At 62.9% G+C, this 20240-nt stretch carries 12 protein-coding genes; 3 read left to right on the top strand and 9 right to left on the bottom strand.

What is annotated here, in order from left to right; genetic code table 11:
* The first annotated feature begins 27 nt into the window (after positions 1-27).
* Positions 28-1692: an S-layer homology domain-containing protein gene (locus AC50YL_RS09545; protein WP_494831393.1), complete on the top strand. Its 1665-nt coding sequence runs from the start codon at positions 28-30 to the stop codon at positions 1690-1692.
* A gap of 155 nt (positions 1693-1847) precedes the next feature.
* On the opposite strand, the gene AC50YL_RS09550 is transcribed toward AC50YL_RS09545, so the two are convergent.
* Positions 1848-4304, bottom strand: a complete 2457-nt coding sequence (locus AC50YL_RS09550) for a glycoside hydrolase family 38 N-terminal domain-containing protein (RefSeq protein ID WP_494831395.1) — start codon at positions 4302-4304, stop codon at positions 1848-1850.
* A gap of 405 nt (positions 4305-4709) precedes the next feature.
* On the opposite strand from AC50YL_RS09550, the gene AC50YL_RS09555 reads away from it, so the two are divergent.
* Together AC50YL_RS09555 and AC50YL_RS09560 are read left to right on the top strand one after the other, a co-directional pair.
* Positions 4710-5987 (top strand): stalk domain-containing protein, encoded by a 1278-nt coding sequence (locus AC50YL_RS09555; protein WP_494831397.1) that lies wholly within the window; start codon positions 4710-4712, stop codon positions 5985-5987.
* A gap of 314 nt (positions 5988-6301) precedes the next feature.
* Positions 6302-7126 carry a S8/S53 family peptidase gene (locus AC50YL_RS09560; RefSeq protein WP_494831399.1) on the top strand — a complete coding sequence of 275 codons (825 nt, stop codon included), beginning with the start codon at positions 6302-6304 and terminating at the stop codon, positions 7124-7126.
* On the opposite strand, the gene AC50YL_RS09565 is transcribed toward AC50YL_RS09560, so the two are convergent.
* The 8 genes from AC50YL_RS09565 to AC50YL_RS09600 form a co-directional block, all read right to left on the bottom strand.
* Positions 7123-10764: a hypothetical protein gene (locus AC50YL_RS09565; RefSeq protein WP_494831401.1), complete on the bottom strand. Its 3642-nt coding sequence runs from the start codon at positions 10762-10764 to the stop codon at positions 7123-7125. The genes AC50YL_RS09560 and AC50YL_RS09565 overlap by 4 nt on opposite strands.
* A gap of 72 nt (positions 10765-10836) precedes the next feature.
* The gene (locus tag AC50YL_RS09570; protein ID WP_494831403.1) at positions 10837-12381 is read right to left on the bottom strand and encodes a hypothetical protein; all 1545 of its coding nucleotides are present in this window, start codon (positions 12379-12381) and stop codon (positions 10837-10839) included.
* A 17-nt stretch (positions 12382-12398) separates the two neighbouring features.
* Entirely contained in the window at positions 12399-13400 is a 1002-nt protein-coding gene (locus tag AC50YL_RS09575) for a hypothetical protein (protein ID WP_494831405.1), read from the bottom strand.
* Between the two features lie 7 nt (positions 13401-13407).
* Entirely contained in the window at positions 13408-14031 is a 624-nt protein-coding gene (locus AC50YL_RS09580) for a DUF1906 domain-containing protein (RefSeq protein WP_494831407.1), read from the bottom strand.
* Between the two features lie 146 nt (positions 14032-14177).
* On the bottom strand, positions 14178-14846 hold the full coding sequence (locus AC50YL_RS09585; RefSeq protein WP_494831409.1) for a response regulator: 669 nt from the start codon (positions 14844-14846) through the stop codon (positions 14178-14180).
* Complete coding sequence (locus tag AC50YL_RS09590; RefSeq protein ID WP_494831411.1) at positions 14843-16060, bottom strand: ATP-binding response regulator; 1218 nt, start codon at positions 16058-16060, stop codon at positions 14843-14845. Before AC50YL_RS09590 ends, AC50YL_RS09585 begins: the two co-directional genes overlap by 4 nt.
* Entirely contained in the window at positions 16057-19425 is a 3369-nt protein-coding gene (locus AC50YL_RS09595) for an ATP-binding protein (protein ID WP_494831413.1), read from the bottom strand. Before AC50YL_RS09595 ends, AC50YL_RS09590 begins: the two co-directional genes overlap by 4 nt.
* Positions 19418-20044, bottom strand: a complete 627-nt coding sequence (locus AC50YL_RS09600) for a hypothetical protein (RefSeq protein WP_494831415.1) — start codon at positions 20042-20044, stop codon at positions 19418-19420. Before AC50YL_RS09600 ends, AC50YL_RS09595 begins: the two co-directional genes overlap by 8 nt.
* Positions 20045-20240: the final 196 nt, after the last annotated feature.

Below are 20240 nucleotides of genomic sequence, written 5' to 3' on the forward strand. Positions count from 1 at the left end.
GAATGATTACGATAGGATCAGTCGTGCTTGCAAAAACATTCGGAAAGCGGGAACCTGGCTATGATTCGCAAGGAAGCGTTTCGACGAACGACGGTTTCACTTCTGCTTATTATGGGAATGGCCATCGGGTTTTATCCCCATGCTTCATCCGCGGCCTCGGCTGCGCTGCCTTACGACGATATACGGGACAATTACGCCTCGGAAGCGATCGTCAATATGACGAAGCTTCATTTCATAACCGGAACGGGAGATCGCCTCTTCCAGCCGGACAAAGCGATCAGCCGCGCGGAGTTCATGACGATGATCGGCCGCATGCTCGGCATTCAGCCGGTATCCGGCGCGATTCCGCCCTTCGCCGACGTGCCCAAGGCAGCCTGGTACGACGCGTGGGTGCAGCCGGCGATCCAGCTGGGACTCGTGGAGGGCACTTCGCCCCGCACGTTCGAGCCTAACCGCCCCGTCACCAGGGAAGAATCGGCCGTCATCCTGGCCAGGGCCTTAAAGCAATCTGCGGCAGCCTCGGTCGCCCTGCCGGATGCGCGCTATCTCGATCAGGATCGGATCGCTTCGTGGGCGCAGCCTTCCGTCGCGCGCCTGTCCGTCCTCGGCTTGATCGCCGGCGACGAGAACGGGAATTTCCGTCCCGGGACCTCGATCACGCGGCAAGACGCCGCCGTCATCATGAACCGGGCGTGGACGCATCCGGGATGGTCCGATCAGATGCAGTCATCGCCGCCCGAGACGATCCAGCTCGGCTGGCAGTATGCCCAGACGACGGCGCAGTTCGAACGGCAGGTCGCGCAATCGACCGTGAATACCTTGTCCCCGCCGTGGTACTACCTCGGGAAGACCGGCGCGATCGAAGACCATACGGACGCCGCCTTGATCGCATGGGCGCATCGACAGGGCAAGCAGGTATGGGCGATGGTCGGCAATCACTCGGACCAGGCCGCGACGCACGCGATGCTGTCCGACAAGGCCCGGCGTCAGGCTTTCGTGCAGCAATTGGCGGATCGCGTTCGGAAGTACGGCAGCGACGGCTTGAACGTCGATTTCGAGAACGTGATGCCCCAGGACCGGGACGGCTTCACCGCGTTCATAACGGCCCTGCATCAACAACTGATGGCCGTTCCGGCCGTCCTGTCCGTGAACGTCTCTCCGGATCTCGGCTCGGACTGGACGGAAGTCTTCGATTACGAAGCCCTCGGCAAAAACGCGGATTACGTCGTCCTGATGGGCTACGACGAGCATTGGGGCGGCGATCCGGTCGCGGGCTCGGTCTCTTCGCTGCCATGGCTGCGGCAAGGGCTGAACACGCTGCTCCTGCAGGTGCCCGCGGACAAAACCATCCTGGCCGTGCCGCTCTACACGCGCGATTGGCAAACAAGCGCCGACGGCAGCGCCGTATCTGCGGAGATCGATCTCCTGCGGCAGAACAGCCTCGTGCTGACCAAGAAACCGGCGCTGCAGTGGGATGAACGGCTCGGTCAATACGTCGCGCAATACGGCGACAAGTCCGCTCTGCATCGCATATGGCTGGAGGACGGACGGTCCTTAACCCTCAAAGCGAGACTGGGCGATGCGTATTCCCTGGCCGGAACCGCGTATTGGTACATGGGCGGCGAGAGCAGCGATATCTGGACCAGCTTGCGCAACGGGATGCGATTCGATGCCTACGACTTCTCGGCTTAGAAGCTGCGAACATCGGCAGATCGAAGACAATCCGGCATGATGGCAATCCATAACGCCATATCTTATCCTTCACCGTCAAAAAGACAGCCCGGCATGAGCATTCATGCCGGGCTGTCCTGCGTTCAATGATGAAGATCGTTCGTGCGCGCTTGTTGCTAAGGCTGCGGCAGGTCCGCGACTTTAATGACGTTCGGCTCCGCATTCATGAGCCGGCAAGCTTGAATGGCCGCGGCCGGGTCGGAGAAGCTGCCCCATCTCACCGGGAACCGAAATTCGTAGAAGCCGCCGACGGAGGCTTTGAAGTTCGTCTCCCAATAGTTGTTCAGCGCCCATGCGTACAACAGCCGTTTCTCGTACCCAAGCGCGGGATGGCCCATCAGCTTGCGGGAACCGAAGGCGAGTGCGCCCGTCTGCAGCAGCGGCGTATCCGGCATCCCGATGGCAATACCGGTGCCGTCTGCCCAGAGCGCGGTCCCTTCCTGAATGCAATAGAAATCGGTGCCCGTTCCCGGCAGTTGATCGACTGCGGGACGGAAGAGCGTGCCCGTCTTCTCCGCCCATAGCTGCTCGCCCTGCAGACCGGTGCGGAAAGGCAGCGAGAGATAGACGTTCTCCGGCTCCCACACGGATTGCTTGTGCATCCTGACTTTGACGTCGACTCTCGGTTCCAGCGCGTACGCCGTGACGAAGACCGAGTAGAACTCCATGCCGTCCGTCTCGAAGATCAGCTCGACGGTCGCCATCAGCGGTCCTTGCTCCACGCGGTTGGCCGCGGTCAAACGGCCCGCCGTGCGCCGTACGGCCTCGCCTTTGCGGTTGCGTCCCATGCGGGTTCGCGTGCCCGTCGTCTGGCGGCGGTCGGCGACCGGCGTGACTTCGTAGACCGGCGTGAACGCGCCGTGATCGCGGTCGTCGCGCAGCAGCTCCCGGCCGCTGACCGCATCCTGCCAGGAGACGATTCCCTCGCCCGGCTGCCAGCGAATCCGCACGTAAGGAGAGGTCAGCGTATTTTCCCGCACCTGCACGGGATATTCCGCGGCTTCTTCCGTCATGCCGGCATCGATAACGCCGTCGGCGCCGATCAACAGGAAGCTCGAGGTCGAGCCCGCGGCCTTCGCGCTTTGCGCGGGAATGATCCGGTAGCGAGATTCGCTCCCCGCTTCCAGGTCGTACGGTACGATGACGAGCGTGCCGCGGGCGGATTTTTGCTTCTGATGCGCGACGTAATCGCCGGTCGTTTCGTTCAACACCTCGAAGCCTTGGCTGATGACCGGCAGCTGCCAGTAATGGATATGGAGGGCGGCAAGTCCCGTTTTCCGGTTAGGCTGCGAGTTAATGACGAGATAGCTGAGGTCCGTCTCTGCGGACAAGGTGACCTCTCCCCTGCTCTCGAGGACGTCGTCCAAGGCCGAGTAGACCAAGCGATGCGCTTCCGCCGCGAATTGCGCTTTGCGCGCTTCGAGCGCTTGCACCATGGGATGCCACGGCTCGCCGATCGAGGAAGAATACCCCCAAGTATGCTCCGCGTACATCATCAGGTTGTATTCGGCCGCATCCAACAAACCGTGATCGGCGCGCTTCGCCGCATCCAGCGCGCGAACGGAACGCAGCGTCCGCTGGGCGTCCCGGAACAACTGGGTGGACAAGGCCGTCGAGGACACGCCGTCCGACCACCAGTCCGGCCAGTCGCCGCGATGCACGGGAATGTCGGCGTCCGACGCCCGGAGCGTATCGAAGAAGCCCTGCAGCGTCGTCAGCTCCAGCTCGATGCGATGGCCGTGCTTCGCGTTCCATTGCTTGACGAAGTCCACGATCGCCGTGTTCGGAGGGGAATTGTCCGTGATCAGGCCCGACACCATGATCGGCGCGAAGTCATACGGGTACTGCTCCTCCTCCAGCTGGCGCACGTACCGGCCGATCCGCGTCTCGGCGAACGCGAAGTGGTTCTCCATGATCGGAGGCGTATCGAACTCGTCCCTGATCATGTAGGAATGAATCGCTTTGGGGGCGAGTCCGAGCTCGTTGCCGAGATGATAGTGGTCGCCGTTCCAGACCAGCAGCCGCTCGCCGCCGGCCGTTTCCCACCAGAACGGAATTTGCTTGCGTCCGAGCGGGAACATGCCGTGATGCGTGTGCACGCAGGAGAACAGGTTCTCGATGCCGGCATCCAGCAGTCCTTGCGCATAGCCCCAGGCATAGCCGTTGATATCGGCCGTCATCGCGGAGCGGATCGACAGTCCCGACTCGCTCGCGTACTGCTGCGCCCTGCGCAGGGATGCCGCCAGCAGCTCTTCGTCCGGTAGCTCCGTGAAATTCAAATAATTGCCGGTCAGCTCGATGTCGCCGCGCAGAACGGCCAGCTTGAACCGCTCCAGCCAATCGCCGCCAGACGACAACAGGAAACGCTCGACGGCCCAGAACGTTTCGCAGATCCAGCGGAAGCCTTTCCACTCGGGACGCTTGCCCGAATGCGCCGCTTCGCTGATCTCGATCGCCTGCTTGATGAAATTCACGTGATACCGCTCGATCTTCTCTTGGCGGTCCGTATACCCGATATCGGTATGCGAGTGGTGCAGGATATGGAGTTTCCATGGTTTTGTCGGATAGTGCACGGTATACGCTCCTATTCATGGCGGACAAGAGTGCCGCATTCGCTATAATAGCCATAATTATAGCGATTTGCGATCGGATTGTATTTGACGGGTCAAGCCAAGATTTTGTCTTATGCGGACATCGATGTAATGACGGTATGTCGCGGCGCGAGCTTCACGCTGCCGGAAAGTGCTCTATCGAGCTGCTAACGGCCGCGAGACGCAAACGTGAACGTCCGCTCGCGGCCGGACGCCGAAAGTCTTCGCGCTTCATCCGAAGCGGGCGACGCTTGATGCGCGCAGATGCCTTTGCATGGAAAATTCTCTCAATCTCGCAACTCGGCGTACCTCCGATGCGTTATAATAGAGACCGCTTGCGCTTTCCCGGCAGGCGATTCTATCATTTTGCCCATAAGGAGATGTACGATGCCTCATATTGCTTTCGGTACGAAACTCCGTACCTCGTTGCTTGCCGCCGGTTCCGCACTGGTCCTGTTGTCGGGACTGACGGGAGCCGCGAACGCCTCGGCTGCCGCGGCTCCTCCGAAGCCGATCGGCATTCTGCTGGACGGCTTCCCGCTTCCCTTCCCCGCCGCGCCGTTCGTTACGGAGGGCACGACGATGGTTCCTTTCCGCGCGATCGCCGAAGCCTTGAACATCCAGGTCGTATGGTCCGCGCAGGCGCATACCGTCACGGCTACCAAATCGCGCGACGGCGCGACGACGACGGTCGTGCTTCGCCAGAACGACAAGAAAGCAGCCGTGAACGGACAGCAGCAGCTCCTGCGCGTGGCGCCGATATCGAAGAGCGGCTCCGTCTTCGTGCCGCTCAGCTTCTTCAGCTCGCAGTTCGGAGCCGCCGTGAACTGGGACGGCGCTGCGCTGACCGTCTCGATCACGTCGCCTGTCGAGCCCATGTACTCCGAGGCGTTCTACGCCATTTCCTCGTACAAGGAAGTCGGGCTCGTGCAGCGATTCAATGCCGTCTCGTTCGGATGGACGCGCATCGACGATACGGGCAATCTGACCTTGCAGGGCAAGGATTTCTTCTGGCCCCAAGCAGCGGGCGACGTGACGCCCGAATCGATCGTCCAGGATGCGGTCGATGCGGGAGGCAAGCCGAACCTGATGGCGGTCGCGACCGACGGCAAGGGCGAGTTGACCAAGCTGCTGCAGGACGCGGCGCTCCAGGCGAGCGTCATCGAGCAGCTGGTAACGCTGGCAACGGACAACCATTTCAGCGGCATCACGCTCGATTTCGAAGGGCTTGGGCTGTCCGGGGATCTGCCGGCGATCCAGCAGTCGTTCACGGCTTTCGTGAAAAAGCTGGATCAGCGCGCGCAGGCCGCGAATCTGAAGCTGACGCTGGCCCTCCATCCCCTTAACAGCTCCTATCGCGGGTACGATTACAAGCAGCTGAGCGCCTACGCGGACGAAATCATCATCATGGCCTACGAATACTCGTACGAGAGCGGACCCGAGCCGCTGAACCGCATCGACGAGGCGATTCGCCTCGCGGCGAACGCCGTGCCGAAATCCAAGCTGGTGCTCGGCATCTCGATGGGCAGCGAGACCGACCGGACCGTCGCGGGCAAGATCGGGCTCGCCAAACGATACGGCCTCAAGGGCGTCGCCTTCTGGCGTCTCGGCCTCATGGGCGAGAAGACGATGAGCGCGATCGGGAAGTCGATCGAACTGCCGTAAGGGAAGCCGAGATCGCTTTAGAGAGTCGATAAGCCATGAATACGAGCATGCCGATGACGGAGTATTAACCGGACGGTTCGGAATCAGTTAGAATCCCCTTTCAAGCAGACACGTGCAGAACAAGACTGCAGGTGCCGCTTATGGGGGATTTTCGTTTGTAATTAAGCTAGCTCAGTTCTCTCGGCGCCATTACGCTGCTTATCCGCCGAATGACGGTCGCGGGATACTCGGACGGCTCGAAGGTTCGTGAAGGATTCGCCGGCTTCGTCTCGAAATCAATTCCGTAGTCTTGTGCGAAAGGATGTCGTTCCTCTTTGTTTAACGATGTTAACTACCACGCAATAAGCTCCGCTGCGGGTACCGTCGTCGCTGTCGTCGACTCCGGGATCGATCCGGACCGGCTGCCGTCCGGAACCGTTCTCCTGCCGGGCGTGAACCTCAGCGGCGACGGGGATATCGCCGCCACGGGCGATCCGGCCGGGCACGGCACCGCCGTGGCGTCCACGATCCTGCGAATCGCTCCCGATGTCCGGCTCCTGCCCGTCAAGACGATGAACCGGCGCGGCGTGCTGCGCGACGTCTCCCTCATCGAATCGGCTTTCTCTTGGATCTCGGCGCGCCGGGAAGAGTTCGAGATCGGCGTCGTCTGCGCGGCATTTGCCGATTCGAGCCACCGCGTCTCGGACGAGACGCTGCGCGGCACGTCGGTGCAGCGGCTGATCGCGGAGCTGCGCGATGCGGGCGTCCCGACGGCTGCCGCGGCCGGCAATTGGTACCCGGAGCATCGCGCCCGCAGCCGGCACGGCATGGCGTGGCCCGCGATCATCCGCGAAGCCGTCAGCGCCGGCGCGCTGGCCGGCCGCGAAGAAGGCGCCATGCTCGCGAACGCGAGCCAGCGCCTTCATGCCAGTCTGCTTACCGGATGCAGCACGACCTTCTTCGCCCTGCCGGGCGAGCCCGGCGAGACGAGCGGCGCGGCCGCGGTCGTCGCCGGATGCTTAGCCGCGCTGCGGCAATCGTTCCCGGGAGAATCGGTCGATGCGTTGGTCGATCGGCTGCGCCGTATCCGGCGGGAAGTCGCGGACGCCGACGGTCTCCGCTGGCCGGCCGTCGATCCGCGCGACCTCGCCGCCGATTAATTGGTCAGCAGCTGCTCCTTCTGGGCCGTGATCGGGACGCGGATCAAGTCCAGCACGAAGGCAAGACCTTTGCCGCCTCCGCCGAAAGCGAGCAGGATCGCCTTCGTTTCCTCGTCGTCGTCCAAATCCGCGGCGGAGATGAGCGCGGAGCCGGCATGATCGAACAAGCTCTCGATCCAGGCGAGCGATTCCGTCGTCTTCTCGTCGTTCGCTTCCGGCGTGTTCGCCTTGACGTCCTCGTCGATGACTTTGCCGAATACGGCCGTGCGCAGGATGAAATGCACGACATTGCCGACGACGTCGATACCGGAGCTGACCTTGCGCAGCTTGTCGGCATCGGCGCCGCTCTTGTTCTCCGCGAGCAGCAGCGCCACCGATTTGACCGACAGCACCCCGGAGAGCGCCAGCATCGTCCACTCCAGCGCCGACACGTCTTCGCCTTTGTTCACGTGCATGCCGAACGCTTCCGCGGCGACGCCGATGGCGCCGAAGCCCGCCCCGAGCCAGAGCTGCCAGGCTTTGGCCGGCTCCGATTTGCCGCCTTTCGTCGCGACGCTGGCCTGCGTGAAGGCTTGGTAACCCGCGATGATCATGCTCATGAACGACCCGGCCAGGCCTCCCGCCCACGAAAATTTGCGCAGCCCGTCGACGCCGGATTGGACCGTGACGCTGCCGAACGAGAACGGAATGACGTCGCCTTTCTTGAACGGCGCCTCGCCGAGCATAAGCTTGTAGGCGATCGTGGCCGGAATGGCGGTCAGCATCATGACGCCGTCGATCATCCGGAACGACGTATCGATATGGGCGCCCGGCGCGACGAGTTTGACCAGCTTCTCGATGAACGGGAAGCTGATCCTGGCGAACAGCGCGTCGCGGGCGACGCCGATCAGATCCCGCATCAGGTCGAGCGCGCGCAGCACGAAGTCGCGAAGGCCTGCCAGCACGCCTTCCAGGACATCCGCTCCGATCGTGACGAGCACGGCCTTGATCGTCTCGAAATTCAACTCCCCCGCCTTCGGCATCGTGCCGTCGAACAGCCGGCCGAGGTCGTGCTGCAATTTGCCCCACACGGCCATCAGATCATTCAGCTCGTCGCTGAGCAAACCCTCGACGAACGCCTCAGCGGCAGCGACCGCTTCGGTCGCCGGGTTCGGTCCCTCCACGTGCACGATATCGTCCGCGAGCTTTCCGAGCTTCTGCGTAACCCAGCCTACGACGCTGTTGCCGCTTACGTCGTCGAGCAGCTTCTGGATCGGCGCCGTCGCCCGGCCGATATCGTCCATGAGGCTGAGGCCCGGACCGGGACGGCTCGGCTTCGCCGGCAGATTGCTTCCGTCTCCCCGCCATGACTCGATCTGGGCGATCGCTTTGCCGAAGCCGCCCGCGACCTGCGTTTTCAGGAAATCCACCTTGTCCTTGAGCGAAGTCAGCGCTTCGTCCGTCGCCTCGACCATCGCGTTGCGGACCAGGACGATGTCTTCCCAATCGAACAGGAACTTCAAGTAATCCCACAGCCGTTCCAAGCCGGTTTTCACCTGCGTCCAGAGCCATTTGAAGAAAGCGCCGGCCTCCTCGAGCGTGGAAAGCACGAATTTCTTGATCTTGTCGCCTATGGCGCACACGAACCGGAATGCCCCTTCCGCCTTGTGCAGCACGAAGGTCAGGCCTTCCTTGGCCTTCTCTCCGATGCCCTCGAAGAAATCGGCGATCGTGTGGCCCAGGTTGACGAAGAAATGCTCCGCGCTCTCCGCAGCTCCGATGAGCTTCGACAACGCGTCTCCTTGCATGGCCCGCACGCCGTTTCCGTCGGCTTGAATGCCCCAACGAAACGAATCCGGCAGCGCATCGGCCCGCAGCGCCGAGCTGTAAGGCGCATTCGCCGGCACCGTCCGTACGTCCGGAGCCGCACCGTCCGAGGAGAAGGCGATGCCGGCCGCCTGATTGAGCGAAGCCGCCACCGCGTCGACTTGATCCCGGTCCGCGCCGGAACGGAAGTTATCCGGCAGCAGCGGCTGCTCGCCGTTCGGCGTGCTCACCGTCGCGCCGCGAAGCTCGTCGCCGGTCATCGTCTTGAACCGGTCGAATACGCCGGAAGCCGGGTTAACGTCGATATGCCCGTCGATCCCGTCCACCGTGAACCGGTAGACGGCCGGCGTCAACGAACGGACCCGGTTGAACAGGAGGATACCGCCGTTCAAGTCGGTGTCCGCCTCGACGGCGGCGCCGGGTCCGATAAGCACGGCACTGCCATTCAAAGAGACGCTCGAGAGCACCGACGCCGCGACCGACACTTTCACTGCCTGCTTGGGCGCTACTCCGTCGCCCAGGATGCGAAGCGACGTGCCGTAGCAGGTCGTTTGCATCATGCCCTCCGGATCGGCTACGTGCAGCGTCGTCTCCTGCCAGACGCCGGTCGCCGCGTCTTGCCAGACGTATCCGGCATGGGCGTCGGCATACACGGCCAATATCGAGGTCGTTGCATGGCCGTCGCCGGGGACGGGCGCGATCTCCTGCACGCCGCTTCTCAGCCGGAGCGACGGCGTCCAATCCGCGCCCGCGTTCGGCCTTTTCGCGACGATCAAGTCTCCGTTCTGCAGCAGCGCCCAAACGGAGACGCTGCCGTCCGCGGCTTCGCCGACGATGACGTCCCGGACGTTCGCCGCGGCCGCGGCATCGACGATCGGCGCCACCTGCGCATCGTCGGCGTTGTCCAGCTCTTCGGCCGCGATGAGCTGCAGCCCCTGTCCCCCGATATAGACGTTCGTGCCGTTCTCCGTCGTGGTTCCGGTCTCGATCACGTTGGCGCCTGCCGGACACGGAAGTCCGACGACCGGCGGAATCGTGGTCGGCTTGCCGGCGTCGTCGTAGTCGGGAAAAGGCCGGAAGGCGAGCACCCGGTCGCCGCCGCCCGTGCCCAGCACGAGAAGCCCGCCGCCGTACGTCGGGTGGACGCCGGCTTCGAAATCGAGGATTTCCTCCAAGGTCACGGCAGGATTGAAGACGAGCGCTCCCGGGAACGAGGCCGCTCTGCCGCTGCGCAGCAGATAGACGGCTTCGTTCGGGCCGCTGCTTCCCGCAAGCGCGACGGTCCACGTGCCGTCGCCCTCGTCCAGCACGCGGATGCCTTCGACGCGGACGCTCTCCCTCGTGCCGCAATCGGCCCAGGCGAGCTTGGTCCAGTCGCCGTTCGCGCTGGCTACGTCGTAAGCCACGAAGACGCGGCTTTGCGTCTGGCCGGGTCCGGCATCGACCGCGACGGCGACCGTCATGCGGTCGTCGTCCGTCCAGCCGGCCCCGACGGCGCGCACTTGCGGCGGGCCGCCGACCGCGGAAGCGAGCGCGGCGCCGAGATCGGTCCGACTCCAGCCGCCTTCCGCGTTCCCGTCCTTGCGGACGAGGTAAAGTCCGTTCTGATTGCCGATCGTCAGCACCATCGGCGTGACGATGCCGGACCTGCGGTCGGGCATCGCGATGACGCGCCGCTGAAACCTGCCGTGCGCGGACGGGTCGGCCAGATCCTCGAGGCCGAACGTCCGGGCGGCCTCCATATGATCGATAATGTCGTTCGAGACGGTAAACTGCACCGGATTGCCTGACGTATCCTTCGCATTGAAACGCGCCACTCGCGGTTGGTTCATGGTCATTCCCCTTTCGATTGCAAGCTTTTATAGGTTTCAAACTGTTTCAAGCTTGTTGCCCGCACCTTGCGTTCACGGCGCCTGATAGATCACATCGAGCAGCATGTCGCCCGTCTGGTCGGAGAACCGCAGATTCTGGAACGAGAACACGCCGCCGCCCGGCGGAATAAAGTGGCTTTGGGACAGATCGACCGCGATGTGGCCCAGCGCGTTCTGCAATGCGGCATTCATGGCGTCCACCTTGTCGGTCACGATATTGCCGAGCATCTCCAGCATCGTGCCGCCGTTAATCCCGAGAATCTTCGGTATCCACGATACGCCGTTCTCGACGACGCCGAAGCCGCTGGCATCGTCCTTCGTCTGCTTGAAGTCGCCGATGCCGTAATTCAACTGCGAATCCACCGTGAAATCCTTCGTCCCGCCCCGCGCCGTAAGCGTGACGGCGCCGCTGATCGGCCGGTACCCCGCCGCTTCCAGGCGGGCCGTCTCCGTGCCGAGCGGGCCGAGCGTATGCTCGGTATACGTGAACGATCCGTCGATACTGCCCGAGATGTCGAGGCGGTTCGCGCCGGGGACGATGGCGATCTCGAGCAGGTAGCTGCGGGTCTGCACCACTTTCCGGTCCACGAGATCCCGGTTCGTATGGCTGCCGGAATCCTCGAATACGAACCGCCGCTTCAACCCGTCGACGACGGGATCGGAACCGAGCGCCCGCTTGAACTGCGGCATCAGGTAATTGTCCAGAAACACTTCCTTGCGGATCGCCATCAAGCCGGACACGAGTCCTTTCGTCCCGTCGATCATCGCCGGATCGATCCAACCGTCCGCCAGTTTGATCCTGGCCGCGTTGATGTCGGCGGGAAGGCTTCTGCCCGAGAACATGCCGAGATAACTGAGCGTCGCGGCATCCGCAGCCTGCCAATCGGCGTGCACGTCGAAGACGAAATCCGTCATCGCGAACGTCGGCGTTTGATGCGTCGTGTTGCGCCGCACGACCGTACCGAGCATGTAATCGCCCAGATCGCCCTGAAGCAGGAGGTTGAGGCAGCTGAGCGCTTTGGTCCGGGCATGCTTCGACACGCCGTCCGGGATAGCTACGTCCTTGTTGTCCGACAGCAGCAGATCCACTTCCGTCAATTTCATGAATAAGTACTCGATCGAGAACACGTCCTCCGGCAGTCCGCTGGCGTCGATCGTCTGCTGCGCCGCCTGGTGCGCGTCGGCGTCGATCAGCGCGAGCGTCTTCAGGTCGACCGGCTTTTTGTCCAGATCGGTAAGGAACGAGACGCGCCAGTCCGCGATCGCCTGATCGCCGGTCTCCTCTTCGTCTTCGTCGTAATAATGAACGTTGCCCGATTGCAGCGTCAGGGTCACTTTCACTTGGCCGAGCTTCCCGTCCGCCACGTTCAGACTGACGTCAAGCGGGGCAATGACCGCCGTCATGCCGAATTTGGACGTCGTGCCGTCTTCTTTCTTCGGATAGACGGACAGCGTTTCGTCCAGCTGCTTCCGTCGTTTCCACGCCTTCCATGCATAGGCCATTTGGCTGTTGATCGCTTTCTGGGAAAGCGCCAAACTAAGATCGAAATCGGTTAGCGTGTTTTTGCTGTCGCTCATCGTTATCTCTCCTCTGATTATGGTGATTGGGTACTCTTCGTGCGGTCGATCGTCTTGCTCGTCAGGTAGCCTGCATGGCTGATGCCGAGCAGCGCCAGCAATCCTTCGCTGACGGCCGGGAAGGCCGCGATCTCGCCGGGCGCCCGGCTGCCGAACATTTGCAGCAGCAGCGCGGCATAGCTAAGCGCGGCTATGACGGTAAAAAAGAACATTTGCAGCTTCGCAAGATCGACGTACCTCGCGTTCTTCACTTCTTCTCCCTCGAACATGTCGGTCCAGGAAGCGTCGGCGAAGCTCGGATTGGCGAACAGGATGCCGTCGCTGCCTTCCACGTCCGCGGGCTGCAGTTTATCGGCTTCGTCCGGGTCGATCGTCTTGATCTGCTTCGTCGTATGAATGAGGGGCGTCGCGACGAGCGACGTGAAGCTGATGCCCATGAGCGCCCACAGATGCCAATCCATCGCGATATCGAGGGCGTTCTCGATATCCTGCAGTCCGTAGATGCGCAGCGAAGCGGCCGTGTAGTAAGCGGACAGCAGCACGAGCGTCCAGAGCACCGTCTGAAATCGCGACAGGCTGATCAGATTGCGTTCGTTCACGAGAAGCCCGAACGGTCTCCCGGTCACCCGCAGGCTGACGATCATGAAGAAGCAGCCCATGAGGACGAGCGCCGCGATCCACAAGGCGCCCTGCCCGGCGCTGGCATGCTCGCCGAGGGCGGCCGCCTGACGAAGCGCTTCGTCCGATACCGGCGGCTTCGCGCCGTCTTGGACGCCGGCCAGGATGCGGTTCAGCTCGGTCTTCATGACGCTCGCATCCGAGAGGTCCCGCATCGTCAGTTCCTTGCCGTACAGCTCCCGGTCGAGCGCGATGACGAGCTCTTTCGCCGCCGGCTTCGTCAGATTGGCGTGCACGAGCAAGCCGGGAAGCGCGAGCAGCAGCGCCAGGATGCCCAGCAGGCCGGCGAATCCGGTCAGGCCGATCGTTCTCGGCAGCGGCGCGAGCCGCAATTGCGCCATCCGTCCGTCACGCTCCTTTCACTTGGAAGCCGCCGCCGTCGCCGGAGCTGACGTTCGTGTCCACGGGGATGCCCGCCACCGTCGCGCCGGACAGCTGCTTGATGCTCCAATCGCCGAACGCGTCGTATCCGCCCCAGCCCCGCGATTCGGCCAGCCACGCATAGCGAATGCCCGGATACGCATCCCGCATGTGCCGGCAGGTCCTGCCCGAGCCGTAAATGCCGATCTCGTATTCCCCGCCCGTTGCCGCTTCGGCCCGGAATGCATCGACGATCCCCCGCATGTACGCGCCGACGCCGCCAGCCAAGTCTTCCGCCGATGCATCGTAATCGACGGCGAAGTAAATCGGCGTCTTCGCCGGCTGCCCGATGGACCTGGCGCAACGGTGAGCGTCGAGTCCGTCCTTCTTGCCGGCCTCGTAAGAGAAATACGCCCGCGACGTCGGATACCCGTTTTCCCAGACCGCGACGATGCGCAGGCCGGCATTCGACAGCGCGGCCGCCTCCGCGGCGGTCAGGTTCTTGCCCGGATTGTTCCGGTTGTAGTACCTGCACACAAAGTCATACCCCGCTTCCTTGATGGCAGCGGCGAGCGAATGGCAGTTGACCGTCGTATCGAGTCCTTTTCCCATTGACGCTCCTCCTTTCTCCTCTTGCGCGAATGTGATGGTCTTTCTGTATACAGTTATACCGGGAATGACAGTCATGACGGCAGTTACGGCCGTCATCGTTTTTGTCATATGACAAAAAAACCGACCCCTAAGGGTCGGCGGAATGATTAGAACGATGGCAGTTCCTTCAGCGCGAGCAGCGCCTTGGCCCGGTCGCTGACGCCGATTTTGGAATAGATGACGCTGACGTAATTGCGCACGGTGCCTTCGTGCATATAGAGCGATTTGGCGATTTGCTTGTTGGACAGCCCCTGCAGCATGAGCCGCGAGACCTCCGCTTCGCGTTCGGTCAAGCGGATCTCGCGGCGAAGCGCATGGGACGCGCCGTCCCGCGGCTCCGCCGCCGCCGACAACCGCGTCAGATTGGCCGCCAGCTTCGCGGCGATGACGGCCGGCATCATCAATTTCCCGGCGGCGGCGTCCCGGATCGCCTCCACGAGCCGCGCGCCCTCCATGTCCTTCAGGAGATATCCGCTCGCGCCTTGCGACAGGCCGTCCATGATGTACTTATCCTCGGCGAAGGTAGACAGCAGCAGCACGACCGTCCCGGGCGCCTCTTCCTTGATCCGCCGCGTGCATTCGATCCCGTTCATGACCGGCATCTGGATGTCGAGGAGGATCAGATCCGGCTTCCGGGCGCGGACGGCTTCGAGCGCCTGCTGCCCGTTCTCGGCCGTGCCGACCACCTCCAGGTCCGGCTGAAGCTCCAGGATCGTCTGCAGGCCGTCCCGCATGAGCGCTTGGTCGTCGGCGATTACGATGCGCAGCGCCGTCATGCTCCCGTCTCCGTATGCGGCACCGGCAGCAGGATGCGCAGCTCCATGCCGGTCTCCGCCGCCGCTTGCAGGGCGAGCGTGCCGTGCGCGAGCTCCACCTGATCCCGCAGCGCGCCAAGGCCGAACCCGAAACGAACGCCGGGCGGCGCGGACCCGTTATTGCGCAAGGTGAACGCGATCAGGCTGTCCAGCAACCCGAGCTCGAAATGGAAGCGGGAGCTTCGTCCGTGCCGAATGCCGTTCGTCAGCCCTTCCTGCAGCGCGTGGCAGATCAGCTTGATCTGAAAGAACGTCAGCTTGGGCAGCGGCCCTATGCTGCAGTCGATGTCGACGCCCGCGTGCGCAACCGTCTCCCGGACGATCCGCTCTACATCCTCGCGCAAATCGATCGTCTCCCGCTCTTCCGCCAGCTGATGGACGGAGCTGCGGATTTCGTTCAAGCCCTTGCGGACGAGCTGCCCCGCCAGCTCCATTTTGGACGCGGCGCGGGATGCGTCGACGTCGATCAATAATTTGCCCGCTTCCAGCTGGACGACGGCCGCGGTAAGCGTATGGCCGACGACATTATGGATGTCCCGCGCGATACGGTTGCGTTCTTCGAGGACCGAGACCTCCATCATCGCTTCGTAGGCCTGCCGGATGGATGCCTGAAGCTCCTTCGCCCGCGCCTCCAGCTCCTCCGTCCGCTCGCGAACCCGCTGCTCCAGCGTTTCCTTGGCGGCGATGACGCCGCTTAAGTGCTGGTACGTGCGAATCGAGGCATAGACGGCGCTGTACAGCTTGGTGCTGGTCAGTTCCGTCTTTTCCTTGTAATCGCTGATATCGTAATCGCGGATGACCGTATGCTCCGGCGCTTGCCCGGGCTGCCCGGTCCGCAGGATAATTCGGACGAGCGAATTGCCCATCGCGCCGCGCACGTGCCTAACGAGCGCGAGACCGGCATCGTCCGTCTCCATGACCACGTCGAGCAGCACGACGGCGATGTCCGGATGCCGTTCGAGCAGGAGAATCGCTTCGCCGGCGGAGTAAGCGCTCAAGAAATGCAATTTGCGCTCCTCGAACGCGTGGCCTTCCAGCACCAGCTTCGTCACCTTATGAATATCCCGGTCGTCGTCGACGATGAGAAACTTCCAGGAGCGCATATCCGCAGCGTCGACGGGATCGTCGTTCGCCAATTGCACCAAATCCGATGACAAGTCTATCGTATCGTTCATCCTGCTCCCTCCAATTCCGCGCTTTGCAGCGGCAGCGCCATCTGAAAAGCCGTTCCGTGGCCCGCGACGCTGTCGCATACAATCGTTCCGGCCCACTTTTGCACGACCAGGTTATACACGACGCTGAGCCCGAGACCGGTGCCCCCCTGCCCCCGCTTCGTCGTGACGAAGGGATCGAAGATCCGGGGCAGCAGGCCGGGCTCGATGCCCCGGCCGTCGTCCGAGAACGTGACGATCAGCGAGCGTCCGTCGGATTCCGCCCGGATGACGATATGCCCGGCCTGGAATTCGTCGAAGGCGTGCAGCAGCGAATTCAGCACCAGGTTCGTCACGATCTGGTACAGCGCGCCCGGGTAACCGCGCACCTCCAGCCCGTCGTCCGCGATCAGCGCGATCTCGTGGCGGGTTTGCTTTAGCTTGGGCGACAAGGTGATCAGAATTTCCTCCAGATACGCTTTCACGCGGAACGGGCGCCGTTCCTCGAACGACTGGTCCGCGGCCACCTGCTTGAAGCTGGCGATCAACTTCTCCGTGCGCTGCAAGTTGCCGAGCAGAATCGACGCCGTCTCCCCGCATTCGGCGAAGAACGCTTCCAGCTCGCTGCGCCGGAGCAGCCCCTCGGAGTACCGCGCCAGCAGCGCTTTCGATCGCTCCACCAAGTGGGAGGACGCGGTTACGCCGATCCCGATCGGGCTGTTGATCTCATGCGCGACGCCGGCGACGAGCCCGCCGAGCGAGGCGAGCTTCTCCGATTGCAGGAGCCGGCTTCTCGCCTGCGTCAGCGAAGCAAGGGTCTCCTCGAGCTGCTCGGTCCGCTCTTTCACCCGCTGCTCCAGCGATTGGTTCCATTGCGCGAGCTGCAGATGCAGCCGGATGCGCGCCAGCAGCTCGCGCTTGACGACCGGCTTCGTCAAGTAATCGTTGCCGCCCGCGCCGAAGCCTTCGACGAGATCGATGTCGAGCGGCTTCGCGGTCAGGAAAATAACCGGCAGCTCGATCGCCGAATACGACTCGCGAATGCGGGCGCATAATTCGAAGCCGGACATTCTCGGCAGCATGACGTCGAGCACGGCCAGATCCGGCTTGCCCTCGGCTTCGATGAGCCGCAGCGCCTCGGCGGGATCGGCAGCCTCCGTCACGGCATAGCCGGCCATCGTCAGCTGGTTGCGCAGCACCTGAAGATTCACCGCTTCGTCATCCACGATCAGGATGCGCCCCGCCGTTTTTGTGCGTTCTGCCGGTTCTGTCCGTGCTGAAGTCTCTGCCGGTTCGGACGAATCGGCCAGGGCCATCCCCGCCGCTTCCCGGTCGGCCGGCGACGAATCGGCACTGGCAAAGAAGCCGCTCGCGGCTTCTTCAAGGCGGATCGCGGCAACCGGCGCGCGCGGAAGCCCCGCGGGAAAGCGGGCCGCTCTCGGCAGCGTAAAGACGATGCGCGTTCCGCCGCCAAGTGGAGATTCCGCGAATACGGCGCCGCCGTGCAGCTCTACGAGCTTCTTCGTCACGGCCAAGCCGAGCCCGGTGCCCTGATGCGCGGCGCCCTCGCCCTGCTCGTAAGCTTCGAATACCCGTTCGCGGAGCGGCTCGGTTATGCCGGTTCCCGTATCCGTCACCCGGATTTCCGCTTCCCCCGCGCTTGCCTCGGCGGTTACCGCGATGCTGCCTTCTTCAGTGAACTTGACCGCGTTGCCGATCAGATTGTGCAGGATTTGCTGGAGCCGGTTCTCGTCCGCCAGCACCGTCAGGTCCTCCGGCACCTCGTTGACGAGATCGACCTTCTTCCCGCGCAGGAGCGGCCCGTTCAATCGGAGAACGGCGTCGACGGCGGTGCGCAGATCGATCTCCGTCCGGTGCAGGGTCAGTTCCTTATGCTCAAGCCGGGCGTAATCGAGCACGTCGCCCACGAGCGTGGCGAGCCGTCGCCCGCTTGCGACGACCAGCTGCAGATTGTCGACCGCTTGCCGCGGCAGCGGACCGGCCACGCCGTCGATCAGCGACTCGGACAGCCCGATCATGCCGTGCAGCGGCGTCCGCAGTTCATGGGAGGTCTGCGCCAGAAACTCGTCCTTGAGCTTATCCATCGCGAGCAGCCGACTGGATAATTGCTCGACGGACGCGAAGGCGCGGACGAACCGGCCCGCCAGAATGAGCGATTGCATAACGATGAACACGAGCAAGCCGTACGGCGCCAGCGAACCGAGATGCGTCTTCTCGCTCATGTACAGGAAGTCGTGCATGATCGTTCCTGCGAGCCCGGCATACCCGATCAGGAAGACCAGCGTGCCCGCCTGCCGGTCGCGCATCGCCCGCAGCAGCACGTACAAGGTGTAGGCGATGAGCGCGCAGGTGAACAGCTCGAACGGAATCAGGATCTTGTCGTACCACCGCTGCGGCGTCAACAGGCAGAAGAGCGTCGCGGCACCGCCCGCCGCTTGCGTCACGGTCGCGACCCGTCTGTCGAAGTAGCGCGGATACAGCGTCCGCACGAACATGACGATCAGGATGAGCCCGAAGAAAAAGACGGCGTACGGCACCTTGCAGAACAGCTGCCAATTCAGGTTCGGAAACCAGTTATAGATGTACCTGTCGTTCACGAAGAGAATGCGCACCGCCACGAGCAGCGAGAAGATGCCCAGGTACAGCGCGGAGCGCTCGCGCCGGCGCAGCATGTACAGCACCAGATGATAAAGCGCCATGATGGTGCAGGCGCCGAAGGCGATGAACGTCCCTTCCATGCTGCGCCTGTACAGCGATTCGATGCCCGCCGCAGATCCGAGCTGGATGTTGTTTTGAAGGCCGCTCTTGGTATAACTGTAGTTCGACAGCTGCACGACGATGTCCAGCAGATCCTCCCCCGAAGCGATGCGCAGCGGCGCCGTCTGCACGATTTGCCGCGCGACCGCGCTCCCCGAATCGGTGCCGACCGTTCCCGCGGAAGCGACGGGCTCGCCGTTCACCCAGATCCGGTAGGCGGTGAACAGATTCGCCGCCTTGAGCGAGAGCACGCCGTCTCCCGGCTTGACGCGAACCTGCAGCCGCAGCGTCGCGTAGCCGTCGGCCGGAAAGTTCCGGCCGCTTACGGCGTGGCGGTTCCAGTAGCCGGGAGACGCGAAATAACCGGTCGGATCGGGAACCTCGGGTCCCCGAAAATCGTCCGGCGTCAGCAGCTTCGACCAGTAGAACGCCCACTCGCCTTTCAAGGACACCGGCCCGTCTTGCCGCGAATCCCAGTCCGACAAATCCAATGCGCCGGCAACCGCGCGCGGCGCGTTATCGGCTCCCCCGCCCGCCGCGGCCGCGCTGCAGCCTGCCAGCGCGATCGCGATGAGAACGAGCAGCGACAGGAGTCGAAGCGGTCTAGACATCGTTCAGATATAGCAGCTCGTCGCTTAACCGATAACCTCCGCTCAGCGGCAGGTTCGTGCGGTCGGAGAAGTCGACGGGCCGGTAACCGTTGGAAGGCACCGTCCGATCCATGATGCCGAGCCGCATGTAGGTTTCCGCTACGAGCTCGCTGCAGAAAAAGCTGGCATACCCCGCTTGCGCGCGGAAGAGCTTCCCCTCCAGCAGTTCGAAGGCCATTCGTTCGAGCGACGGAAAGGACGCCCCGTGAACCTCTTCGATAAACGCCTGCAGCTTCTCCGCCGTATCGGCGCCGCGTTCCCCCTCGAGCAGGCGGAAGGCGAACAACGCATCGTACTGCTCGGAAACGTCCGTCGAGATGCGGTCGCGCAGCGATACGAGCATCGGGCCGGTCTTGATGCGGTGCAGCTCCACGTCCGGGATGGTCTGCGTCGTGGTCGATTCCCAGAACAGCGGCTCTTCTACGCCCGGCAGCCTGACGACCATGCCGATATGCGACCAAGGCGCGCCTTCTACCGCCTCCACTTGAATCGCCTCCGGAAAGATGCCGTGGCAGAGCAGCAGGTCCCCCGTTTGCAATTTTCCTTTGAAATCCTCGTAAGCAACGCGCCGGCTGTTCATGAATACACTACCTCTCCCGTGGAAAATAATTACTGTTCCATTGTATCAAAACAATTTCTCCGCGGGCAGAGGAAATCGGACGAAAAAAACGCCGCCCGCGGGCGGCGCGGCGGCGTTCGGCTGGATTGTCTTTTGGCTCGGCCAAGTAACTTGCGCGTCGTACCAGTACGCATGTTTGCGCGGCTCGGCTTGTTCC

Source organism: Paenibacillus sp. J22P277 (assembly GCF_059383675.1).

Bases quoted from the DNA above. Each gene is read 5' to 3' on its own strand.
- AC50YL_RS09555 (WP_494831397.1), top strand. From the start codon at position 4,710: ATGCCTCATATTGCTTTCGGTACGAAACTCCGTACCTCGTTGCTTGCC.
- AC50YL_RS09565 (WP_494831401.1), bottom strand. From the start codon at position 10,764: ATGAACCAACCGCGAGTGGCGCGTTTCAATGCGAAGGATACGTCAGGC.
- AC50YL_RS09570 (WP_494831403.1), bottom strand. From the start codon at position 12,381: ATGAGCGACAGCAAAAACACGCTAACCGATTTCGATCTTAGTTTGGCG.
- AC50YL_RS09575 (WP_494831405.1), bottom strand. From the start codon at position 13,400: ATGGCGCAATTGCGGCTCGCGCCGCTGCCGAGAACGATCGGCCTGACC.
- AC50YL_RS09580 (WP_494831407.1), bottom strand. From the start codon at position 14,031: ATGGGAAAAGGACTCGATACGACGGTCAACTGCCATTCGCTCGCCGCT.
- AC50YL_RS09585 (WP_494831409.1), bottom strand. From the start codon at position 14,846: ATGACGGCGCTGCGCATCGTAATCGCCGACGACCAAGCGCTCATGCGG.
- AC50YL_RS09590 (WP_494831411.1), bottom strand. From the start codon at position 16,060: ATGAACGATACGATAGACTTGTCATCGGATTTGGTGCAATTGGCGAAC.
- AC50YL_RS09595 (WP_494831413.1), bottom strand. From the start codon at position 19,425: ATGTCTAGACCGCTTCGACTCCTGTCGCTGCTCGTTCTCATCGCGATC.
- AC50YL_RS09600 (WP_494831415.1), bottom strand. From the start codon at position 20,044: ATGAACAGCCGGCGCGTTGCTTACGAGGATTTCAAAGGAAAATTGCAA.